Raw genomic sequence first — 22,304 nt, forward strand, 5'->3', positions numbered from 1 at the left:
CGGGCGCACGACATGTGGTCAACACGGACGTATGAACGGTAACCCTCGGGAGACCGCCACTTTTCAAGGAGGAAAATTATGCCACAGCGTGGACTGACGCTTCTGGAACTGCTTATCACTCTGGTCATTCTGTCCCTGCTACTGACCATCGGACTGCCCGGATTCCAGCGGCAGATCGAAGAAACCCGCACTCTCACGATGACTCAAACGCTCCAGGATGCCATTCAGCTGGCTCGCCAGCGGGCGGTCAGCCGCAATGGCCGGGTTACCCTGCGCCCGCTCGGTGACTGGGAGCAAGGTTGGGAGTTGTTCGATGACGGGAATCACAATGGCGTCCGGGATGACGGAGAGCACGTCGTGCTGACGCACCAACTGCCGCCGGATCTGGGTGGCGTGACGATTTCAGGCAATCAGCCCATGAACCGGGCAATCTCGTATATCGGCACGGGAGAAAGCCGACACGCCAGCGGCACACCGCTCGGTGGTTTCCAGGCCGGGCGATTGACCATCTGCAGCCCGGATCAATCGTTTGGCTACGAGCTAGTGCTGGCACGAATGGGCAGAATGAGGCGCCAGACAGTGGGACCGGAGGTCTGCACCAACTGAGGCGGTCAGCGCAGCTCCCGGGGCAGGCTGAAACTGATGGTTTCAGGCGTCCCCGCAGCCTCTTCGGCCGTCAAAGCGCCCCAGCCGCGCAGCTTCTGTACCACCTGCTCCACCAGCACTTCCGGCGCTGAGGCCCCGGCGGTGATGCCGATGCTCTCTTTGCCCTCCAGCCACTCTCGGCGGATGCACTCAGGGCCGTCCACCAGGTACGCCTCGGTGCCGCATCGTTCGGCCAACTCGCGCAGGCGGTTGGAGTTGGAGCTGTTGTGGGAGCCGACCACCAGCACCAGGTCGCACTCCAGGGCCAATTGGCGCACGGCATCCTGACGGTTGGTGGTGGCGTAGCAGATATCGTCTTTGCGCGGCCCCAGGATATTGGGGTATTTGGTCCGCAGGGCGTCGATCACCTTGGCGGTATCGTCCATGGACAGGGTGGTCTGGGTGACGTAGGCCAGGTGGTCGGGGTTCTTGACCTCCAGCGCCGCCACATCGTCTTCATCTTCGACCAGATAGATGGCACCGCCATTGCTGGCATCGTACTGACCCATGGTGCCCTCCACTTCCGGATGCCCCTCGTGGCCGATCAGCACGCACTCGCGACCTTCCCGACTGTAGCGGACCACTTCCACGTGCACTTTGGTCACCAGCGGGCAGGTGGCATCGAACACCTGCAGGCCGCGATCGCGGGCTTCCTGCTGCACGGCGCGGGAGACACCGTGGGCACTGAAAATCACGATCACATCGTCCGGCACCTGCTCCAGCTCCTCCACAAACACCGCACCGCGCTCGCGCAGAGTGTCGACCACAAATTTGTTGTGGACCACTTCGTGGCGAACGTAAATGGGGGCGCCAAAGACATCCAGGGCACGATTGACGATATCAATCGCCCGGTCGACACCGGCACAGAAGCCGCGGGGGTTGGCGAGTTTGATTTGCATAGTGTCAGACAACCTGAGAGGTTCCGGCGGGCGGGGCCCGCGCAAAGTGAGCGCCGACGGGCGGCGCGGGTGTTCAGTGTACCTGAGCCGGCTCGACGTTCAAAACCGCCACTTTGAACAGGATATCCCGCCCAGCCAGCGGATGGTTGAAATCGATCAGCACCCGCTGATCATCGAACTCCCTTACCACCCCGGGTAATTCGGCCTTCTGGGCGTCGGCAAAGGAGAGCATCAGTCCCTCTTCCAGCTCGATATCGGGGCCGAACTGATCTCGGGGCATTTCCTGCATATTGCTCGGGTTGTGCTGGCCGAAACCATCCTCGGGGGGAATGGTGAACTCCTGTTGGTCACCCGGCATGAGGCCAAACAGGACTTTTTCAAACCCGGGCAACAGGTTACCGTCACCGACGGTGAAGGTCGCCGGGTCTTTATCAAAGTTCGAGTCGATTTCCTCGCCATCTTCCAGGCGCAGGGAAAAGTGGAGCGTGACGGTGGTCCCGGGCCCCACGGGCAGCTGTTCAGTCATGACGTTTGTCCTTGCCAAATAACATATCCAGGATCAACAGGGCGGCGCCGACGGTAATGGCCGAATCGGCGATATTGAAGGCCGGCCAGTAGTAATCCTGATAGTGCACCACGATAAAATCCACCACATAGCCCAGCACCACCCGGTCGTACAGATTGCCGATGGCACCGCCCAGAATCAGCGCAAGCGCCAACGCCTCGTAGCGTTTTTCGCTCACCCGCGCCAGCCAGATCACCAGCACCACGCTGACTACGGCGGCCACCACGGTAAAGAACCACCGCTGCCAACCCCCGGCATCACTCAGAAAGCTGAACGCCGCGCCGGGGTTGTGCAGCAGGGTGAAGTTGAAAAACGGCGTGAACACCACGGGCTCGCCATAGGTGAGTGCGGCGGATACCCAGTGTTTGCTGATCTGGTCCAGCGCGATCACGGCAATTGCCAGGGCGTACCAACGCCAAGCGGATTTAAGCATAGTGGCGTTCCTCACCCTGCCCTTCGACGTTGTCCACACAGCGGACGCACAGGGTCGGGTGCTGGGCGACGCTGCCCACGTCGGCCCGGTGGTGCCAGCAGCGCTCGCACTTGTCGTAGCTGGATTTTTCCACCGCGACCTTGAGCCCCTCAACATCCGTCAATTCCGCCTCGGTGGCCTCATCGAGCGGGCGCACCTGAGCGGTGGAGGTGATCAGCACGAAACGCAGCTCGTCGCCCAGTTTCTGCAGCACGGCTCGCAAGTCGTCATCGGCAAACAGAGTCACTTCCGCGCCCAGAGCGCCACCAATCACACCATTGGCGCGCTGGGTTTCCAGCACCTTGTTCACGGCATCTTTGACTTCGGCGATCTGGTGCCAATCCTCTTCGCTGAACTCGGACTCAACGGCCTCGGGTAACGTGTACCATTCGGCGGCAAACACCGGTCCCTGACGTTCACCGGGCACCAGCGGCCAGATTTCATCGGCGGTGAAGCTCAAAATCGGTGCAATCCAGCGCACCATGGCTTCGGTGACGTGATAGAGCGCGGTCTGGGCCGAGCGCCGCGCCAGACTGTCCGCCTGGGTGGTGTACTGACGGTCCTTGATGATATCCAGATAGAAGCCGCCCAGTTCCACCACGCAGAAGTTGTGCAGCTTCTGGTAAATCAGGTGGAACTGATACTGGTCATAGGCATTGATGATGTCGGCCTGCAGCTCCGCGGCGCGTCCGACGATCCAGCGATCCAGCGCCACCATTTTCTCTGGTGCCACAGCGTGTTCAGAAGGCTCGAACCCGTTCAGATTGGACAGCATGAAACGGGCGGTATTGCGGATGCGACGGTAAGAGTCGGCGGTGCGCTTGAGGATCTCATCGGAGACGCTCATCTCGCCACTGAAATCCGTGGCGGCCACCCACAGGCGCAGGACATCGGCGCCCAGCTCTTTCATGACTTTCTGGGGCGGCACCACGTTGCCCACAGACTTGGACATTTTCCGGCCCTGAGCATCCACAGTAAAGCCGTGAGTCAGTACGGTTTTGTAGGGCGGCGTACCGTTCATGGCCATGGCCGTTTTCAGGGAGGACTGGAACCAGCCGCGATGCTGATCCGAGCCTTCCAGGTACAGGTCCGCCGGGTAGCGCAAATAACCGCGTTGCTGCAGTACCGCAAAGTGGGTCACCCCGGAGTCGAACCAGACATCCAGGGTATCGGTGACCTTCTGGTAGCGCTCGGCATCGTCGCCCAGCAATTCGGCGGCATTCAGCTCAAACCAGGCATCCATCCCTTCTTGCTCAACTTTTTTGGCGACCGCTTCGATCAGTGCCGGCGTTTCCGGGTGCAGATCACCGGTTTCCTTGTGAACGAACAGAGCAATGGGCACACCCCAGGTGCGCTGACGTGAGATACACCAGTCCGGCGAGGAAGCCAGCATGGAGTCGATGCGCGCGCGCCCCCAATCCGGCACCCACTGCACCTGATCGACCGCATCGTTCACCTGCTCGCGCAGCTGGTTCTTGGTCATGCTCACGAACCACTGGGGTGTGGCCCGGAAGATCAGCGGAGTTTTGGTGCGCCAGCAATGAGGGAAACTATGGGTGATTTTACCCTGGGCCAGCAGGGCGCCCTTTTCTTCCAGCAGAGCGACGACCTTTTCGTCCACTTTGTAGACGTGCTCGCCGGCAAAGATCTCCACGCTGTCGCGATACAGGCCGTTGTCGTCGATGTAGTTCAGGGTGCCGATGCCGTATTTCTGGCCGACCACAAAGTCATCCATGCCATGGTCCGGGGCGGTGTGCACGCAACCGGTACCGGCTTCGGTGGTCACGTGGTCTCCACAAATGACAGGGACTTGCCGAGAATAAAACGGATGGTGCACCTGCAGATTCTCGAGCTCCTTGCCCGGAGTACGCCCGACAAGGCTGTAGTCCTCAACGCCGGCGCGTTGCATCACGGACTCCACCAGGGCTTCGGCCACCAGCAGTCGTTCGTCACCGACCTGCACCACGACGTAGTCCAGTTCCGGATTGACGCTGACGGCCTGATTGGCGGGCAGTGTCCAGGGGGTGGTGGTCCAGATCACCAGCGACACGTCGCCGCTGCCGGTCAGGCCCGGCACGGCGTGTTCCAGGGCGTGCTGGTCGGTGAAGGCAAACTTGACGTCGATGGAGTAGGAGGTTTTGTCCTGATACTCAACTTCGGCTTCGGCCAGGGCGGAGCCGCCCACGACGCTCCAGTAGACGGGTTTGAAGCCTTTGTGCAGGTGGCCCTGGTCGGCGATTTTGCCGAGCGAGCGGATGATGTCGGCTTCGAATTTGTAGTCCATGGTGAGGTAGGGGTTGTCCCACTCACCGAGCACACCCAGGCGGATGAAGTCTTCTTTCTGGCCTTTGACCTGGCGCGCGGCGTAGTCGCGGCATTTTTGCCGGAAGGCTTTGTGATCGAGTTTGACGCCGGCTTTGCCGTGCTTTTTCTCGACGTTGTGTTCGATGGGCAGGCCGTGGCAGTCCCAGCCGGGCACGTAGGGGGCGTCAAAGCCGCTGAGGGTTTTGCTTTTGACGATGATGTCTTTCAAAATTTTGTTGACGGCGTGGCCGATGTGAATGTCACCATTGGCGTAGGGGGGGCCGTCGTGCAGGATGAAGGGTTCGCGACCGGCCCTTGCCTGGCGGATTTGCTGGTAGAGGTTGTCTTTCTGCCAGCGTTTGAGCATTTCGGGCTCGCGCTGTGCCAGGTTGGCCTTCATGGCGAAGGCGGTGTGGGGCAGATTCAGGGTTACTTTGTAGTCGCTCATAATCGTCAATTGGCCAGTTGGCTGAGTCACTTGTTGGGGCACTTATTTCAATTGGGTCCGGCCCGGAGTGGAGCAAGCCTATCCTGGACACGCCGTAAACCCATCCCTGGGGGCTCGGATCGCGGGTCCCCCGCTCTACGGTCCAGGATAGGCTTGCTCCACTCCGGGCCTCAGTGCCACATTCTGAGTACGGAGTGTTTAACTACCTTCTTTAAAAAACTGCTTCGCTTCTGCAATATCTTTCTGTAGCTGCTCTTGAAGTTTGTCGATCGATTCAAACTTCTGTTCTTCCCGCAGTTTGCGGTGAAACTCCACGTCGATGCGCTCCCCGTAGAGGTTCCCGGTGAAGTCCAGCAGGTGGACTTCGAGGATCGGCCGGGTGGAGCCGCTGACGGTGGGGCGCACACCGACGTTGGCGACGCCCGGGTGGGCGCTGCCATCGGCCCGGTGGGCGGTGATGGCGAAGACGCCGTGCAAGGGCGAGCGGTAGCGTCGCAGTTGCACGTTGGCGGTGGGTACGCCCAGTTGTCGGCCCAGTTGTTTGCCATAGCCTACCCGTCCGCCGATGCGGTAGGGGTGGCCGAGCAGTTGTTCGGCGAGGCCGAATTCGCCCGCTTCCAGGGCCTGGCGGATGCGGGTGCTGCTGATTCGTGCCCCGGCGTGTTCCAGGGTGCAGGTGTCGCTGACGGTGAAGCCTTGCTCCCGGCCCACGGCGGTGAGCAGTTCGAAGTCGCCGGCGCGGTCGCAGCCGAAGCGGAAGTCGTCGCCCACGACCAGATGGTGGATGCCGAGGCCTTGCACCAGTATGCGGTCGATGAACTGCTGGGCGGTTAGGCTGCGCAGTTCTTCGTTGAAGCGCAGGCACAGTATCCGCTGGACGCCGGCGCTGAACAGGGCCTGGATTTTTTCCCGCAGTCGCATCAGCCGGGCCGGGGCCCGTTCGCGGGCGAAGTATTCGTGCGGTTGGGGCTCGAATATGATGGCCACGGCGGGCTGCTGGTGCTGTTCGGCGGCGTCGGTCAGCTGGCGCAGGATGGCCCGGTGGCCGAGGTGCACGCCATCGAAGGTACCGATGGTCGCCACGCAGCCCCGGTGTCGGGGGCGCAGGTTGTGCAGCCCGCGGATGAACTCTTTGGGGGCCGGTTTCACAGTGATGCCCGCTCGCCTCGCTCAGTCGACTTTACAAAACGCGTGAGTATACAGGAGCGGGCGGGTGGGGGTAAGAGGTACAGGAGCGGGCGGGCTGGAGTAAGAGGTGACTAGGGCTTGGGGGGAAGACCGATTCAGGAGCCGCGCACCAGTTCGGCGCCTTGCCTGTGCCAGCACGAGGGACCATGTTCGGTATTGAAGTAGCGGCGAACGCCGTCAATGTTGAGGCTGAGGTTGGCATGCTGACGCTTTTTGACCTCTACCCGACTGGGCCTGGCACTTTGCCGAGCCCCCACCAGGCGGTCGATCAATCCACGGATTCTCTGGCGGCGCGCCCGCAGTGAGTCCCGGGTCGCATAAAGTCGTTTCAGTTTATCGGTGGGCGGCGTGGCCATCTCCCCCCGCTGGATACAATCCAGGGTGTCGCACACCCGCTGCCAGTTGTGCTCGCACAGCGTCAAGGCTTCTTTGAGCTGCCCCACCAGACGACGCCGGCGGTTGGGGCGCCCCACGGACACTTCGGTGGCGACTCCGGCCTCGCTGCCCAGGGTATTGGCCACCAGCGCCCGGCCGGCGCTGGCGCTACCCCCGATGAGGCTGCCCTTACCCGTCGGTTGCCCGAGACTGATGTCCCGTCCCGCCACCAGCCGGCACTGCAGGGCATACTCGCGCACCAGCAGATCATAGCGGACGTTAACATACGCCAAATTGATAAATTTCGCGCTCAGTGTTCCGCCAGAGGTGAGGTGTGTTCGCAACCGCAGGTCGCCATCGTGGCGTCGCCCCACTTCCTCCCCCACAACTCCGCCAAGCACCTTAAGATTACCACCGGCGCGAATATCGGCTTTCTCAACCATCCCGCGGATCAGAATGTCTCCCGTGGCGTTGAGAACAAAACCGCTGGCGACATCCCCCGCCACCTCCACCGAGCCCTCAAAGTCGATACTGCCCGTGGAAACATCCACCGCTTTGAGGCGCAAGGTGGGGTCCACCCGTACGCCGCTGGATGAAAACACGGGGTGCCCCCTGATGGCGGCCCGTAGCACGTTGGCATCGTCCGGGTCCGGGGCAACCCCATCATTCTGGGAATCGAAGCTCCGAGCACGACCCGGCGTCGGCATCAGGGGTTGCCCCATAACATCCTCGCCCGGCTCGCCCTGGGTCGCGGGAATACGGCGCAGCAGGGGGATGCCCGGATCCACCACCACGAACTCGTGCAGATGATGCAGATCAACGCGCCCCTGATCATCCTCCTGCAATGCCAGTTGATCGTCCCGCGCCACCAAAGACACAAAACGGGCGTCCTCACCCGGCTGGGGCAGGCGGGCCCGGGCCACACACAGGGATTCGGCGTGCCCCGCCTCGGCGGCATGGGTCAGGGCTCGCAGGTGGATACAGGTCTTGACGACACCCTGCGCCAAAAGCTCCTTGAGCAGGGCCTCCCGGTTCAGCTTGTGCCCGCCCCACGCCGGGTGAAGGGTCAGAAAGGCCGCCTGGCGGTCCTCGGCAATGCGCCATTCCGTCCGGGCATCGCGGCGCTCGGCCAGAACCAGATCCCCGCAACGGCCGTTGTTGGCCTGCTGCACCGCCGACTCCAGGGTGGCTTCCGGAGCGAACCATTCACCATACCCCGCCTCTGCCAAACGCACTCTGAGGCGATCGAGATCCCAGGGCTGCTCCTCGGTCGACGGCTCCAGCCGCCCCTGCAGCAGGCCACGGGGTTCATCCATCGAAAGCGTGATGGCGCATGGGTTCAGTTGGGTCGCGCGCGGGTTAGCCGAGGCAGATCCGGCGGGGGCCGGCGCCTCTTGAGGGGCTGGAGTGCCCTTTTCAGGAGCGGGCGCACCAGGCGATGTGGATTTACGATTGTCGCCCATATCAACAATCGTAGCACATACGGCTCAAACTGCCAGTTTTCAGTGGTTCGAGCGAAATTCACTGAATTTGATGCCAAATATGCGCAAACTCACGCCATATACCGCCAGCCCGAGAATGCACAATACCGCCAGACGCCAACCTCTCTGCCACCAGAACCACTCCTGCCAGCCGGTCCAGACCGACAGGCCACCCAACAGCGCCGCCACCATGGCCGCATTGGCGCCCCCAAACGATAGCAAACGCCGAGCCCAGCCGGGCTCTTGCCGGTAAACGCCGAGCCGACGCAGGCCCCGGAACAGCAAATAGGCATTCAGGTAGGCGGAAACAGCCGTGGCCAAGGCCAACCCCACGTGACCAATATTGAAGATCAGATAGAGCGGCAACACGAACACCACATTGAGCACCATATTGGCGAGCATGGCGTAGATGCCGATACGCACCGGGCTTTTCATGTCCTGGCGGGCAAAGTAGCCCGGCGCCAACACCTTGATCAACATGAAAGCGAGCAATCCCAGCGCGTAGGCTCGCAAGCTGTAAGAAGCCATCTGCATATCCCGGACCGCCGTTTCGCCATATTGGAACAGGGTCATCAGAATGGGCTCGGCCAGGAGTATCAGCGCCAGGGTTGCCGGCAGCGCCAGCAACAGAACGCTGCGCACCGCCCAGTCCAGGGTATGACTGAAGGTCTCCGGATCTTCGGCCGCGTGCTGGCGGGAGAGGCTCGGCGTAATCACCGTCGCCAGGGCGATGCCAAACACCCCCAGGGGCAGCTCCACCAACCGGTCCGAATAGTAGAGCCAGGATACGCTACCGGTCGGCAGAAATGACGCAAGCACGGTATCCAGCAGCAGGTTGATCTGACTGACCGACACGCCGAACAAAGCCGGCGCCATCAGCCAGAGAATGCGCTTTACCCCCGGATCGCGCCAGTCCACCTTGGGCGCGGGCAGTAGATGAACACGCTTCAGAAAAGGCAACTGGAACAGCAACTGCACCACCCCGGCCACCATCACCCCCCAGGCCAGGGCATAGGCCGGCGTATCCATGTTTGGCGCCACCGCCAGCGCCGCCAGAATCAGGCTCAAGTTAAGTAGCACCGGGGTAAAGGCAGGAATCGCAAAGCGGTCATAACTGTTGAGAATGGCACCGGCAAAGCCGGTCAGGGAGATCAGTAGCAGGTAGGGAAAGGTCACCCGCACCATATCCACGGTCAGGGCGTATTTATCGGGATCGTTCAGCCAGAAACCGGGGGCAAAAAGCCCGGTGACCAGTGGCGCTCCCACCACGGCCAGCACCGTGACCGAGACCAGTACCAGCCCGAGGCACCCGGCTACCCGGTCCACCAGGGCCTTCACCGCTTCATGTGCCCCCTTTTGCCGATATTCCGATAATACCGGCACAAATGCCTGGGCAAAGGCGCCCTCGGCGAACAACCGGCGCATGAAGTTGGGAATCTTGAAGGCCACAAAAAAGGCATCCGCCCCGGCCCCCGCCCCGATGACCCGGGCAAAGACCATATCCCGCACCAACCCGAGCACCCGCGAGAGCATGGTAAAGGCGCTCACCAGCGAGCTGGAGCGCAACAGGCTGGGCGCTTTAGTGACCGCAGTGGTATCAGAACTGGGGGGGTGCGATTGAGTCACAATCCTTCCTGAATTCAGAGACGACAGGCGCATTATCCACACTCCGCCCCTTGAGAGATAGCGAAGCCCATCACACAAAAACCGATTGACGATCGGTTTTTGTGTGACTAGGCTGATCGACACCTGCAGTGCAATGCCAATAATCCTGACTACCGAGGAGACACCGTGCCCGGCAAAGAACCCCCTACTACCGCAACGCCACCCCTCGGCGAGCTGGAAATAGCCGTGATGGAAGCACTGTGGCAGACTTCCGGTCAGTCCGCCAAAGACCTGCACGCCACCCTCGGAGCGGCCAGAGGCATTTCCCTGAATACCGTTCAATCCACCCTCGACCGGCTATACCGCAAACAACTGCTCAGCCGTACGAAAGTGGCCCACGCCTTTCGCTACCGGCCCCAGGTAGCCCGACAACAATTGATTGCCGGGTTGATCAACGATTTACTGGGACGCTTTACCAATGACGCTCACTCTTCTCTGGCAGCGTTTGTAGACGCCGCTGACCAGTTGGACGAGCGGGCGCTGGACGAGCTGGAACAGGTGCTGAAGGCACGGCGCGGCGAAGGAGCATCGTCATGACCGCCTTGCTCGACTTTTTCTACCTGCTGACACTCTTGGCAGTGATGGCCTGGCTCCTCGCCAACGGGCTACTTTGGCTGGCTGGGCGGCTGCTCTCACCTGAACACCTGAGCCGCCACTTATGGTTATACGCTTTGACGCCTTGGCTGGCCATGGCCGCTCCGGTTACCGCCATGTGCTTCATCGCGGCAGCCAAACCCCTTGGTTGGATTGCTGATCATTGCGCGCACCACGGTATGCATCATCCCCATTTGTGTTTTGAGCACTGGCCCGCCCTCGACCTGCAATGGATCCACCTACTCAGCGCTGCGGCCCTGGCAAGCCTGCTGATCAAAGTCCTGACGGGGTTTTTATTCCGAGAGTTCAAGGCCGCTCGCGACACCATAGCGTTGTTTGCCCTGAGCCGAGGTAACGGGAGATTGCGTCGTCTCGATACGCCGGAGGCCTTTGCCTGCACCGCAGGCTACCGACATCCGGCCCTGTTCATGACCCGCGGGCTGACCGATCGGCTCGATCATCGGGAACGTCGCATCGTTCTGGCCCACGAAGTCGCCCATCTGCGTCGGCGCGACCCGCTACGCAATCTGGTGTTCAACGTCTTGTTGTTGGCACACTGGCCATCATCTGCACGATCACTTTGCGCCCTGTGGCGGCAACGCATGGAGGAGCAGGCCGATGACCGGGCGGCCCGCCGTTTTGGCCCCGAGGCCGTGGCGGCGACGCTGATCAAAGTGGCACGCCTGAGCGGACCCTCGCCCACGGGAAGTCTGTCGGCCAGCGGCGGCCAACTTCTGCCCCGAATCCACCGGCTTCTGCATGCCCAACCCGACAGGGTATCTCGAACCCTAACCATCTCGAGTGCTCTGACTATCACTGTCTTTCTGGGTGGCGTGGCGACCCTGGTGATCGTCCATCATTCCCTTGAAACCCTTCTCGGCTTTCTGGTAGGAGTTTAACCGTGCCACACCCCTTTTCCCCGATCTTTGGTCTCCTGCTGCTCACGCCCGGGCTGGCCGCTGCTGACACGCCGTTAACCGAACAGGAGGCGGTCCAGCTCGGTCTACAGCAGCCCGAGGTGGTCGCCCGCTGGGACGCCCACATCGACATCGCTGAGGGCCAGCTCGAATCCGCCGGCCGCTGGGCCAACCCGGAAATTGAATACAGCCGCGAAACATTGGAGCTGCCGTCGGGCGACTCCGAGGAGAATACCTGGTCCATCCGCCAACGCCTCAATCTGGCGGGCGTACCCGGGCTGTCGCGGGAGGCGGCGCGCCATCAATATCGGGCGTCGGGCCTTCGCAACGACCAGGCCCGCCGGGAGTGGGCCGCAAATATCCGCCAGCACTTTTATCAAGCCCTCGCGGCCCAACGGGAAGCGGAGCTCATCGCCGACTGGCACCGTCGACTTACCGAGCTGACGACGGCCATCGAGCAACGCGTCGCGGCGGGCGATGCCTCCAGGTACGACCACAATCGTCTGCGTCAGGAACTGGCGCTGCTGGAGGGCGAACGTCTGAATACCCGTGCCAACGCGACCTCTGCCCGAGACCGGCTGGCACAGCGAATCGGCGACGACCAGAGGCCGCTCGCGGGCCGTCTGCTGCCACCCACACATAATCCGGTGAACGCCTCCGCCGTCGCTCAGAGCCCCCTAATGCAAGCGCTGTCGGCGGAAACCGAAAGCGCCGAGGTCCGCGCGGAGGCCGCCCAGCGCCAGCGTTGGCCAGAACTGACCCTGGGAGTCGGTCGCAAGGAGGTGGTTGAGCCCGGCTTTCAGGCGGAAGGCAACGTCATCTCCATCGGTGTTGAGATCCCCCTGTTCGACCGACACTCTGGCCAGGCCCGAACCCAGCGAGGCCGCGCCCAACAACAACGGGCGGAGCTCGCGCTTGCCCGCGCCGAGCTCCGCACCCGCTTGCGCGCACTGCAGCGCGATCTGAGCGCTGAACGGGCGTCCGCCCAGGCACTGCAGGAAAGCATCAATGCGCCGACGGCGTCACTGTCTGACATCGCCGAGAGCAGCTACGCGGCCGGCGAGCTCAGCATTGCCGAGTTGATTGACGCCCACCGCTCGGAACTGAATACCCGCCGGGCGCTTATCCAGCGCGAGCTGGAAGCGCGCACCACCTTTATCCAACTGACACTACTGACTGGAGAAACACCATGAAGTCATTGAAGCCCCTGATCACTCTCAGCACACTGGTTCTGGCCCTCACCGCCTGCAGCGATGCCGAGCACGCACACGACGGTGACGCTGGGCATGGCGATGACCACGCCCATGAGCAGAACAATAGCCACCCGCACGACGAGGGTCACTCCCACGAGGACGGCCACGACCACGGCGATCATGACCACACGGACACGGAAGCCTATTACGGCGACGATGCTGAGCAACCGGAGGCGGAGGCCACCGACACCCAGCCCCACCATGACGACCATGACCACGGCGAAGGCCACGACCATGCGCATTGATTCACGCCCCTGGGTCCTCGCCCTGGCGCTGCTGGTCACCGCCTGCTCCGACACCCCCTCCGGCGGACACGGTCATGACCACGGCCCCGACGGAGACCACGCGGACCACGAGACGCATGATGCGCCAGTGCTGGTGTACACCGATTTCAGTGAACACACCGAGCTGTTTGTGGAGTTTCCCGCCCTGGTGGCTGGACAAAGCTCACGCTTTGCGGCCCACATCACCCGATTGAGTGATTTTATGCCGCTGACGGAGGGGCGATTGGATGTATTGCTGCAGCGCGACGGGCGTACCGTCGCCCGCTTCCGGGTGAACGAAACCACCAGTCGCGGCATCTTCCGGCCCAGCGTCACGCCCCGCGATAGCGGTGACTTCGACCTTGTGATTGAGGTCGCTGACGGGGATATGACCGCCCGGCACTCTCTGGGCGAAATCAGAGTGTTTCCAGACAATGAGGCGATTCAGGGTCTGCCCGATCATCCCGAAGGCGATATCGCGTATCTGAAAGAACAGCAGTGGGACAACCCGTTTGCGACGGTATCCGTTCAACCCCGACCATTGCGGCGCTCGGTTCCGGGCTTTGGCACCGTCACCGCTCCGGCAGATGGAGACGCCACCGTGCGGGCACCGGCCGACGGTTATATTGCCAGCACCCCATTGATTCAGCCGGGTCAGCGCGTTGCACAAGGGACCACACTGGGCGTGCTGATTCCCCGTCTGGGTGACCAGTCCGATATCGGCAGCCTGATGGTCGCGCTGGAACAGGCCCGCTCCCGGCGGGCGCTGGCGGAGCGGGACGTTGAACGACTTACCGGCCTATTGGCCCAGGGAGCCATTCCCGAACGGCGGCTGCTGGACGCCCGGGAGGCTCTTGATGTTGCCCGCGCCGAATTCCGCGCCGCCCGTGCCCGGGTGGAGCAGTATGAGTCCGGCAACGCCGAGGCGGGGCTCGCCCTGCGCGCGCCGGTGGCCGGAGCGGTGGTCACCACCAATGTCAGCCCCGGTGCCTTTATCAAAGCCGGTGATCCGCTGTTCCGGATTGCCGCGCCGGAGCGTCGTTGGCTCGCCATCCGGGTTCCGGAGCGCTTTGCCGGGGAGCTTGCCCACAGTAGCGGCGCCTGGCTTGATCGACCCGACGGCCCGCTGGTGTTGGATGCGCAGCAGGGCGCCCGCGTTGTGCGGCACGACAGCGCAGTGGACCCGCGCACCCGCACCGCAGGCGTTACCGTGGAGTACCCCACCGAGGTCGGCCCCACACTACTAGGCGCCCGAGTGGCGGCCCATGTATTCACCGAATCTGCCGTGGAGCGGTTGGCGATTCCCCGCAGTGCGGTGATCGACGATGACGGCCGCTCCGTGGTCTACGTGCAAGTCAATGGTGAAAGCTTTGAGCGTCAACCGGTGGAATTGGGCCTGCGCGACGGTGCCTGGGTGGAAGTTCACCAGGGCCTGAGCGCTGACGACCGGGTGGTCAGCGAAGGGGCCTACCTGGTGAAGCTGGCGTCGGCTGGCGGTAGCGAAATCGGTCACGGCCACGCCCACTAACCCCCGGAGTTTTCCATGATTGATCGCATTATACGCGTGTCCCTGAACAACCGGTTGCTGGTTCTGGTCGCCGCGGGCCTACTGATGGTCTGGGGCGGCTGGTCGGCCCTGAAGGCTCCGGTGGATGTCTTTCCCGACCTGACCGCCCCTTCGGTCACCATCGTGACGGAAGCCCACGGCATGCCCCCCGAGGATGTTGAGCGGCTGGTGACCTTTCCCATCGAGACCGCCATGAACGGTGCCGGCGGCGTCCGCCGGGTCCGCTCCAGCACCGGGGTCGGCATCAGTGTGGTGACGGTGGAATTTGAGTGGGGCACGGATATTTATCGCGCCCGCCAACGCGTCGCCGAGCGGTTGCAGAATGTCTCGGCGGCCCTGCCCCAGGACCTGCCGCCACCGGTACTGGCACCGGTCACCTCCATCATGGGGGAGATTCTGTTTATCGCGCTCACCTCGGAGCAGCACGATGAAATGGCCCTGAAAACCGCCGCCGACTGGCAGGTCCGGCGCCGGCTGCTGGCCGTACCGGGAGTGGCCGAAGTCATCCCCACCGGGGGTGAAACCCGCCAGTTTCAGGTCGTCGCCTCTCCGGAGCGTTTGTCCGCCTATGGGGTAACGCTGGACCAACTGCGCCAGGCGGTGGCCAACGCCACCCGCAACGCCTCCGCCGGTTTTCTGACCGAAAACCGGCAGGAATTCCTGATCCAGGGCATCGGCCGGGCCCGCACCATTGAGGATCTTGAGCAGGCGGTGGTCACCACCCGGGATGATGTGCCCGTGCTGGTGCGGGATCTGGCCATTGTTCAGACTGGCCCGGCACCGCGGCGCGGTACCGGCAGCTACAAAGGCGATGCGGGTGTGGTGCTGGGCATCCAGAAACAGCCGGGGGCAAACACCCTCGAACTGACCCGCCGACTGGATGGCGTCATTGATGAGCTGCAGGAGTCACTGCCCGAGGGCATGCGGATCGAAACCGACGCTTTCCGCCAGGCGGACTTCATTACCGTCTCCATCGACAACCTAAGCACTGCGCTGCGGGACGGCGCCATCCTGGTGGTGGCCATCATGTTCCTGTTTCTTTACAGCGTGCGGGCCACCGCTATCGCCCTGGTAGCCATTCCTCTGTCGTTGTTGGTGGCCGTACTGTCCATTCGCTGGTTCGGCGGCACGCTCAATACCATGACCCTCGGGGGCATGACCATTGCGCTCGGCGCGTTGGTGGACGACGCCATCATCGTGGTGGAAAACATTGTCCGCAGGCTCAGGGAAAATGCCGATCGTCCCGAGGCGCAACAGCGGTCGGCGCTGAGCGTTGTCTCGAACGCGACCCGGGAAATCGAGGGCTCCATCGTTTTCGCCACCCTGATCATCATTCTGGTGTTTCTCCCATTATTTTTCCTCAGTGGCGTCGAGGGTCGACTACTCGAACCCTTAGGGCTGGCCTACGTCGTTTCCCTGGCGGCCTCGCTGCTGGTGGCGATCACCGTCACTCCGGTGCTCTGTCTACTCGGGCTGCCGGGCAGTCGCACGGTAACCCAGGATCACGATACCCGCCTGATCGCCGCCCTGAAATCGGGGTACCGCCCCCTGCTGGCATGGTCTCTGAGCCGCTGGCGTATTTTGATCGGCGGCGCCCTGGCATTGCTGCTGGCGTCACTGCTGGGACTGTCACTCGCGGGCCGGGGGTTTTTGCCAGAATTCAACGAAGGCAGCCTGACCCTGAGCGTGGTGACTCTGCCCGGCACCTCCCTGGAAACCTCCGATGACATCGGCCAACGAGTAGAGAAGATTCTGTTGGAGCAGCCAGAAGTGGTCGCCACCGCCCGGCGCACCGGCCGGGCGGAGCTGGACCCTCACGCCCAACAGGTATTTGCTTCGGAAATCGATGTCTCGCTCGACATGCGGGAGCGGGACAAGGCGGAGCTGCTGGCGGCCCTCCGTCAGGAATTCGCCCTGCTGCCCGGGACCAACGTCATTATCGGCCAGCCCATCTCCCACCGCATTGACCATATGCTCTCGGGCACTCGAGCCAATATCGCCATCAAGCTCTTTGGCGATGACCTCTCGGAGCTACGCCGCCTGGGTGGGCAGATCGAGTCCATTGTGGGTGGCATTCCCGGGGCGGTCGATGTGGCCATGGACGAGCAAAGCCAGATCCCGTTTGTCACCGTACGCTTCGACCGGGCGGCCCTGGCCAACTATGGCCTCAGTATGACCGACGCCGCCGAGGCTCTGGAAACCGCCTTCAATGGCACCACCGTCGGACGATTACTGGAGGGAGAGGCGAGCTTTGATCTGGTCGTGCGTCTGCCCCAGAGCGCCAAGGAGAACCTGGATACCCTGCGCAATACCCAGCTCACCCTGGCCTCGGGCGCTCAGGTCCCCTTCGCCGCCCTGGCCGATATTCGACGTGAGCGCGGCCCCAACACCATCAGCCGGGAGAATGTTCAGCGCAACCTGGTGATCATGGCAAACGTCGCCGAGCGGGACCTGATCAGCGTGGTGGAGGACATTGAAACCGCCATCGCCGACAACGTCACACTGCCCACCGGCTACCGGGTGGAGTATGGCGGTCAGTTCCAGAGCGCCGAGGCGGCGAGCACCCGCTTACTGCTGCTCGGCGCTTTGGTGATCGCGGGTATTTTCCTGCTGCTGATCGCGGCGTTCGGCCGAACCCGGGATGCGGTGCTGGTGATGCTCAACTTGCCACTGGCTCTGATCGGCGGCGTGGCCGGCGTCTGGTTTGCCGGAGGGGTCATCACCGTCGCGGTGCTGATCGGGTTCATCACCCTGTTTGGCATTGCCACTCGCAACGGTGTGATTCTGGTCGACCACATCGGCCGCCTGATCCACGACGGAGGCCTCACGGCGGAACAGGCGGTACGCCAGGGGGCCGAAGAGCGCCTGGTGCCCATTCTGATGACCGCCCTGGCCACGGCCCTCGCGCTGGTACCTCTGGCCCTCGCGGGCGGCGAACCCGGCAGTGAAATCCAGGCCCCCATGGCTATTGTGATTCTATGGGGGCTGCTCAGCTCCACCGCACTGAATATGCTGGTGGTTCCGGCCATGTACTTGCGCTTTGGCGCCACCCGCACCTGATCCGCCCTGAACGAGCCTGCCGCCTCTCGCGCGGCGGGCCACTCCGTCATCTCCCGCTATCGATCGGCATCCACTCCTAGTGGTCCAACCACACCTCCGCTCTCCAAAACCATCCTCGGCTGGCGCATATTATTGATAAACTAAACGAGAAGTATTATTATTCGCAAAACTTGATTAAGCGGAGGTCCACAAACATGCTCAAACAGTCCCTTATGACGGTCGCGCTACTGGCGGCCGGACAGAGCTGGGCACAGGAAGCCCCGGCAGTCACCGAGGAGTTTATCGTTACCGGCCGGGCACAAACCCTGTACCAGGTATCGGAGTCGTCGGTTTCCACGCGATTGTCCGCGGATCTGACCCGCGTTCCCGCATCGGTCCAGGTTCTCAACAAGGATCTGATCCAGGACCAGGGGGCCCGGGATGCCCGGGATCTGTACCGCAGCATCAGTGGCGTCAACTTCTTCAGTTACTCCGGCGTGAGCTTTCGCGGCTTCCGCCAGGATGAAGTCCTTTATGACGGTCTGCGCGGCGATCCCTATGCCGGCTTCTCCGTTCCCCGCCTGTTTGGTGTGGATCAGGTGGAAGTGCTCAAGGGACCAAGTGGCGCCGTCTACGGCGCGGGCCAGCCCGGCGGGCTGATCAACTACAACACCAGCCAGGCTTCGCTGGACTCTTACGCTCGCGCGCAAGTCATCGCGGGAAACTACGACCTGACCGGCGTCAACGTTGAGGCCACCGGTGCTTTTGACGGCAGCGACCTCGGTTATCGGGTGGCCATGCTCAAGGAAACCGAGGAGCCGTTCCGCAACAACACCACCAATGAGAACGATCAGGGCGATCTGGGATTGGTGTGGGAACCTTCGGGCAACACCCGGGCTCTGTTCAAATACTCCTTCGTGGACCAGACCCTGGGGGGCAATCGCCTTCGGGGGGTTCCCATTGATCAGGACGGTGAATTTCTGGTGGATACAAGCTGGAACCACAATGAGGTCACCGACTTCCTCTCTCTGGAAGCGGATATCCTCTACAGCCGACTGCAGCACGCCTTCAGCGATAACCTGAGCATCGACCTGGCCGCCCGCTACTACGACAACCAGGAAAAGCAGAACTACCATGAACCCCGGGGCCTGTATGACTCCAATGGAGACGGCACCCGCGACATGATGAAGCGCCAGTTCCGGGATCAGGTGCGCAACAATGAGGGACTGTCGGCCTACGCCAATCTGATTACCGCGTTTGACACCGGTAATGTCGAACACGAATTCCTGGTGGGTGCGGAAATCTTCGACCAACAGGACGACTTCAAAGCCAAGCGCGGCGCACCGATCGAGGACGGCGGCGTGGTGCCCCCACTCAGCCTGTACGACCCGGTCTACGGCCAGACGTCACGGGCCCAATACGGCCTGGACGACAACCCCTGGGAAACCCCTCGCAAAAGCGAACAGATGCAGACTGGCGTCTATGTGCAGGATCTAATGCGACTGTCTGAGCAGTGGGACCTTTTGGCCAGCCTGCGTTTTACCCAGTTTGAGAGCGATGGCGACAGTGTCGAAAAAGACAGTGATGAGGCCCTGACCTACCGCGTCGGCGGTGTCTACCACCTGAACCGCTCCGTCAACCTGTACGCCAGCATCAGCGAAGGCTTCGTCCCCCAATCGGCGGGCAGTCAGGACCCGAGAGCGGGCGGCCCCTTCGAGCCCGAGGAAAGCGAGCAGTTTGAAGTGGGTGCCAAGCTGGAGCTGTTTGAAGGCCGCGCCCGCCTCAACCTCGCCGCCTACGAAATCGAACGGCGCAATGTGCTGCAGGCCGACCCGGCCGGCGATGTCGACAACGACGGTATTGACGATCTGATCCCCGTCGGCCGGGTGCGCAGCCGCGGCGCCGAGCTGGACCTGAGTGCGGACCTGCTGCCCCAGTGGACCCTGACCTTCAACTACGGCTTCAACGATGTGAAGGTCATTGAAGCGACCAGTGGCATCACCAACGCCACTGGCGACGACTTTGCCAATACCCCGGATCATCAGGCCGGTCTCTGGACCCGGTACGATTTCCTGAGCCTCAACTCCGCCATCGCGTTCGGAGCCGAGTATAAAGGTGAGCAGATCGGTATCCAGGGTGACCCGGTGAACGACTACACGGTGTTCGACGCGAGCTGGCAAAGCCAGTTTGATGCCTGGAAGCTGCAGATCAACCTGCGCAACCTGTTCGACAAAACCTACGCGGAGAGCGGCTTCATTACCCGCACCGGCCATTTCCCCGGGGAACCCCGCCGGGTCACGGTCACCCTGAGCCGCGAGTTCTGAGGTGTCTCCCGAAGCCCCCACGCCACGCGCCCGCACCGGCGGGCGACGTCGCTGGTTCAACCTGCACTCTTGGGTGGGACTGAAGTTCAGTCTGTTGTTTTTTTTCGTCAGCTTGACCGGCACCCTCGCGGTTTACGCCTACGAACTGGACTGGCTGTTCACCCCTGCCCTGCGCGTGCAGGCCCCGGAAAGTGGCGAGGGTGCCGAGCGCCAACCGCCCGGCACCCTGCTCGCCGCCGCCCTCAAGGAGTATCCCGGGTGGCGGCCGAGCTTTATGTATCTCAACCTGCCCGACTACATGGCCGCGGAACTGATTGCCGTGAACGAGGACGGCGAACGGCGGCGAATCTACGTCAATCCATACACTGCCGAAGTGCAGGGCCATGCCAACTGGTACAACGCCCACCGGTTTCTGCGCGAGGCGCACCGCCACCTGATGCTGCCGCTGCAATGGGGACTCACCATAGTGACCCTGCTCAGCTTTCCGCTGCTGCTGTCCATGATTTCCGCCTTCCCCATTTTCAAACGCTGGTGGCGCGGCTTTTTCAAACCACCGAAGCCCCGGGACCCACCCCGGCGCTGGTGGGGCAACCTGCACCGGTGGCTGGGCCTGTGGAGCCTGCCCTTCATTCTGGTGATTGGCCTCACCGGCATCTGGTATCTGGTTGAAAAGTGGGGCGGCGCAGCCCCGGCGGCGGGCGCCGAGCTGCGCCCGCTGCCCGAGGCCAATGCCTTGCCCCGGGATGCGGACACACTCAACCGCGCCATTGAGCGCGCCCTGAAGCCCTGGCCGGAATATCAGTTGGACAGCCTCTGGTTCCCCGGCGAGAACCAGCCGTTGATTCTCCAGGGGCAAGAGAAGGCTCTGCTGGTGCGCCCCCGGGCCAACACTCTGCTCATCGACCCGACCACCGGCGAGTCTCTGGGTCGTGTGCACGGTGAACAGCTCAGCCTGCACCAACGTATCGCCGAGGCAGCCGACCCACTGCACTTCGGCACCTTCGGCGGCCAGCCCACCCGCTTTCTCTGGTTCCTGTTCGGCCTGATGCTCACCACCCTGGCCGCCTCCGGCACCTGGATTTACTCCCTCCGCCTCACGTCCGGCCGCTCCCACCGGTCGCGTAGGGCGGGTAAGCCTAAAGGCGCACCCGCCGTTCCCCACCTATCCGGCGTAGTGCCACGCTCGCCCTGGCGCACCCTCTGGCAAGGCCAACTCCTCCCCTGGCCCCAGATGGCCCTGATTCTGACCTGCCTGATCCTGGCTCTGGTCAATATCGGGAGTTGACAAAGAGCGACCCAACCCATACTGTATAAAAAAACAGTAATGACCCAGGAGGTAAAACCATGGCTGTAGTCGCCGTTTGGAAATGTGATCGGGATGGCAAGATGTTTGACGATAAGAAAGCCGCGGAAGCGCACGACAAAATGCTGGAGCTGGCCGCCAATATCACCCAGTTGATCGAAAACTCGGTGGAAGGCATCAGCGAAGCTCACAGCGAGGCCATTGGCCTGTTACTCGCCGAGCGCAGCGACCAGTTGGCCAAGGCCTGCAAGGGCAAGCCGGAAGTGTTGCTGGAAGGAACGGAAGACCAGAGCGCGAATGTCACGCCTCTGGCCTCCAATCAATAACGCCCCTTGCGTCTCACTCGCTCAGGGACTGAGCGGTCACCCCTCAAAGTTCCAGGTAGATTCTCAGGCTGGAGCGCTCCTGATGATGATCGTGATGATCATGACTTCTTGAGCGATAACGATACGCGTCGTCCCGATAGTTTTCGTGGCGATGGTGATACGCGTCATGGTCGCGCTCCCGGCGCCACTTCCTCATTTCACGCTCTCTCTCCCGCTCCCATTTACGGGCTTCTCGCGCGCGCTCTTTATGGTGTTTTTTGTGCTCCCAGGCCGCCGCATGAGGCGGTGGAGCGGCATGTAGTGCCACCGGAGCCATCAATACCAGACCAGCCAGCGTAGCAGACAATAGGGTTTTCATACTCAACACCTCCAGATCGGTCATTCGAAACAGTGGGTTCAGTATGCCTCCGGGATTCTGAACTCAGTCTGAACGGGATACACCTCTATCGCCCAACCATGAGCAGCGCTCAGCATTGGTGCTCTTGCAACAATCAGCGCACAGCTTCCGTGCACAAAGCCTCTTTTCCGATGAACCATAATTGAGCACAGGATTACAAAAAGCGCCCTACGTTGGAGCAACCGCATTCGGGGAGGCCAAAATTCGGCTCCGTCTGCACAAAACGCCACCTTTTCTTCAGATGTTTTCTGCGTGGCACGACGGTTGCAACTCACCGAT

The 22,304-nt window shown here is 62.2% G+C and carries 18 protein-coding genes; 10 read left to right on the plus strand and 8 right to left on the minus strand.

Features of this window, described 5'->3' with window-relative positions; translation table 11 throughout:
• Positions 1-78: 78 nt before the first annotated feature.
• Positions 79-606, plus strand: a complete 528-nt coding sequence (locus EDC38_RS15815; RefSeq protein ID WP_123639579.1) for a GspH/FimT family pseudopilin — start codon at positions 79-81, stop codon at positions 604-606.
• 5 nt (positions 607-611) lie between these two features.
• On the opposite strand, the gene ispH is transcribed toward EDC38_RS15815, so the two are convergent.
• The 7 genes from ispH to murJ form a co-directional block, all read right to left on the minus strand.
• Positions 612-1,544, minus strand: a complete 933-nt coding sequence (ispH, locus tag EDC38_RS15820; protein ID WP_024462541.1) for a 4-hydroxy-3-methylbut-2-enyl diphosphate reductase — start codon at positions 1,542-1,544, stop codon at positions 612-614.
• 73 nt (positions 1,545-1,617) lie between these two features.
• Positions 1,618-2,070, minus strand: a complete 453-nt coding sequence (locus EDC38_RS15825) for an FKBP-type peptidyl-prolyl cis-trans isomerase (protein WP_024462540.1) — start codon at positions 2,068-2,070, stop codon at positions 1,618-1,620.
• Complete coding sequence (lspA, locus tag EDC38_RS15830) at positions 2,063-2,542, minus strand: signal peptidase II (RefSeq protein ID WP_123639519.1); 480 nt, start codon at positions 2,540-2,542, stop codon at positions 2,063-2,065. Before lspA ends, EDC38_RS15825 begins: the two co-directional genes overlap by 8 nt.
• Positions 2,535-5,333: an isoleucine--tRNA ligase gene (ileS, locus tag EDC38_RS15835; RefSeq protein ID WP_123639520.1), complete on the minus strand. Its 2,799-nt coding sequence runs from the start codon at positions 5,331-5,333 to the stop codon at positions 2,535-2,537. Before ileS ends, lspA begins: the two co-directional genes overlap by 8 nt.
• Positions 5,334-5,531: 198 nt before the next feature.
• Positions 5,532-6,482, minus strand: coding sequence for a bifunctional riboflavin kinase/FAD synthetase (gene ribF, locus EDC38_RS15840; protein ID WP_123639521.1), 951 nt, complete (start codon positions 6,480-6,482; stop codon positions 5,532-5,534).
• 134 nt (positions 6,483-6,616) lie between these two features.
• Positions 6,617-8,212, minus strand: a complete 1,596-nt coding sequence (locus tag EDC38_RS15845) for a flagellar assembly protein A (RefSeq protein ID WP_170162972.1) — start codon at positions 8,210-8,212, stop codon at positions 6,617-6,619.
• A 186-nt stretch (positions 8,213-8,398) separates the two neighbouring features.
• Positions 8,399-10,003, minus strand: coding sequence for a murein biosynthesis integral membrane protein MurJ (gene murJ, locus EDC38_RS15850; RefSeq protein ID WP_281273561.1), 1,605 nt, complete (start codon positions 10,001-10,003; stop codon positions 8,399-8,401).
• A gap of 165 nt (positions 10,004-10,168) precedes the next feature.
• On the opposite strand from murJ, the gene EDC38_RS15855 reads away from it, so the two are divergent.
• The 9 genes from EDC38_RS15855 to EDC38_RS15890 all read left to right on the plus strand — a co-directional run bounded on the left by EDC38_RS15855 (position 10,169) and on the right by EDC38_RS15890 (position 21,628).
• Positions 10,169-10,579, plus strand: coding sequence for a BlaI/MecI/CopY family transcriptional regulator (locus EDC38_RS15855; RefSeq protein ID WP_246004474.1), 411 nt, complete (start codon positions 10,169-10,171; stop codon positions 10,577-10,579).
• Positions 10,576-11,535, plus strand: a complete 960-nt coding sequence (locus EDC38_RS15860; protein ID WP_123639524.1) for a M56 family metallopeptidase — start codon at positions 10,576-10,578, stop codon at positions 11,533-11,535. Before EDC38_RS15855 ends, EDC38_RS15860 begins: the two co-directional genes overlap by 4 nt.
• Positions 11,536-11,537: 2 nt before the next feature.
• A complete protein-coding gene (locus tag EDC38_RS15865; protein WP_123639525.1) occupies positions 11,538-12,746 on the plus strand; it encodes a TolC family protein in 1,209 nt (402 codons plus the stop codon).
• Entirely contained in the window at positions 12,743-13,051 is a 309-nt protein-coding gene (locus EDC38_RS16380; protein ID WP_170162973.1) for a hypothetical protein, read from the plus strand. Before EDC38_RS15865 ends, EDC38_RS16380 begins: the two co-directional genes overlap by 4 nt.
• Complete coding sequence (locus EDC38_RS15870) at positions 13,041-14,597, plus strand: efflux RND transporter periplasmic adaptor subunit (protein WP_170162974.1); 1,557 nt, start codon at positions 13,041-13,043, stop codon at positions 14,595-14,597. The genes EDC38_RS16380 and EDC38_RS15870 overlap by 11 nt, the downstream gene beginning before the upstream one ends.
• 15 nt (positions 14,598-14,612) lie before the next feature.
• Positions 14,613-17,696 carry an efflux RND transporter permease subunit gene (locus tag EDC38_RS15875; RefSeq protein ID WP_123639527.1) on the plus strand — a complete coding sequence of 1,028 codons (3,084 nt, stop codon included), beginning with the start codon at positions 14,613-14,615 and terminating at the stop codon, positions 17,694-17,696.
• A gap of 194 nt (positions 17,697-17,890) precedes the next feature.
• Entirely contained in the window at positions 17,891-19,999 is a 2,109-nt protein-coding gene (locus EDC38_RS15880; protein ID WP_123639528.1) for a TonB-dependent siderophore receptor, read from the plus strand.
• 1 nt (position 20,000) lies between these two features.
• The gene (locus tag EDC38_RS15885; RefSeq protein WP_123639529.1) at positions 20,001-21,284 is read left to right on the plus strand and encodes a PepSY-associated TM helix domain-containing protein; all 1,284 of its coding nucleotides are present in this window, start codon (positions 20,001-20,003) and stop codon (positions 21,282-21,284) included.
• Positions 21,285-21,343: 59 nt separating this feature from the next.
• On the plus strand, positions 21,344-21,628 hold the full coding sequence (locus EDC38_RS15890) for a YebG family protein (RefSeq protein ID WP_123639530.1): 285 nt from the start codon (positions 21,344-21,346) through the stop codon (positions 21,626-21,628).
• Between the two features lie 43 nt (positions 21,629-21,671).
• On the opposite strand, the gene EDC38_RS15895 is transcribed toward EDC38_RS15890, so the two are convergent.
• A complete protein-coding gene (locus EDC38_RS15895) occupies positions 21,672-21,986 on the minus strand; it encodes a hypothetical protein (protein WP_123639531.1) in 315 nt (104 codons plus the stop codon).
• Positions 21,987-22,304 lie beyond the last annotated feature (318 nt).

This window comes from Marinimicrobium koreense, from assembly GCF_003762925.1.
Taxonomy (GTDB): domain Bacteria; phylum Pseudomonadota; class Gammaproteobacteria; order Pseudomonadales; family Cellvibrionaceae; genus Marinimicrobium; species Marinimicrobium koreense.

What these genes read in the sequence shown, in the direction of transcription:
- EDC38_RS15815 (WP_123639579.1), top strand. Translation starts at nt 79, where the DNA reads ATGCCACAGCGTGGACTGACGCTTCTGGAACTGCTTATCACTCTGGTC.
- ispH (WP_024462541.1), bottom strand. Translation starts at nt 1,544, where the DNA reads ATGCAAATCAAACTCGCCAACCCCCGCGGCTTCTGTGCCGGTGTCGAC.
- EDC38_RS15825 (WP_024462540.1), bottom strand. Translation starts at nt 2,070, where the DNA reads ATGACTGAACAGCTGCCCGTGGGGCCCGGGACCACCGTCACGCTCCAC.
- lspA (WP_123639519.1), bottom strand. Translation starts at nt 2,542, where the DNA reads ATGCTTAAATCCGCTTGGCGTTGGTACGCCCTGGCAATTGCCGTGATC.
- ileS (WP_123639520.1), bottom strand. Translation starts at nt 5,333, where the DNA reads ATGAGCGACTACAAAGTAACCCTGAATCTGCCCCACACCGCCTTCGCC.
- EDC38_RS15845 (WP_170162972.1), bottom strand. Translation starts at nt 8,212, where the DNA reads ATGGATGAACCCCGTGGCCTGCTGCAGGGGCGGCTGGAGCCGTCGACC.
- EDC38_RS15860 (WP_123639524.1), top strand. Translation starts at nt 10,576, where the DNA reads ATGACCGCCTTGCTCGACTTTTTCTACCTGCTGACACTCTTGGCAGTG.
- EDC38_RS16380 (WP_170162973.1), top strand. Translation starts at nt 12,743, where the DNA reads ATGAAGTCATTGAAGCCCCTGATCACTCTCAGCACACTGGTTCTGGCC.
- EDC38_RS15870 (WP_170162974.1), top strand. Translation starts at nt 13,041, where the DNA reads ATGCGCATTGATTCACGCCCCTGGGTCCTCGCCCTGGCGCTGCTGGTC.
- EDC38_RS15875 (WP_123639527.1), top strand. Translation starts at nt 14,613, where the DNA reads ATGATTGATCGCATTATACGCGTGTCCCTGAACAACCGGTTGCTGGTT.
- EDC38_RS15880 (WP_123639528.1), top strand. Translation starts at nt 17,891, where the DNA reads ATGCTCAAACAGTCCCTTATGACGGTCGCGCTACTGGCGGCCGGACAG.
- EDC38_RS15890 (WP_123639530.1), top strand. Translation starts at nt 21,344, where the DNA reads ATGGCTGTAGTCGCCGTTTGGAAATGTGATCGGGATGGCAAGATGTTT.
- EDC38_RS15895 (WP_123639531.1), bottom strand. Translation starts at nt 21,986, where the DNA reads ATGAAAACCCTATTGTCTGCTACGCTGGCTGGTCTGGTATTGATGGCT.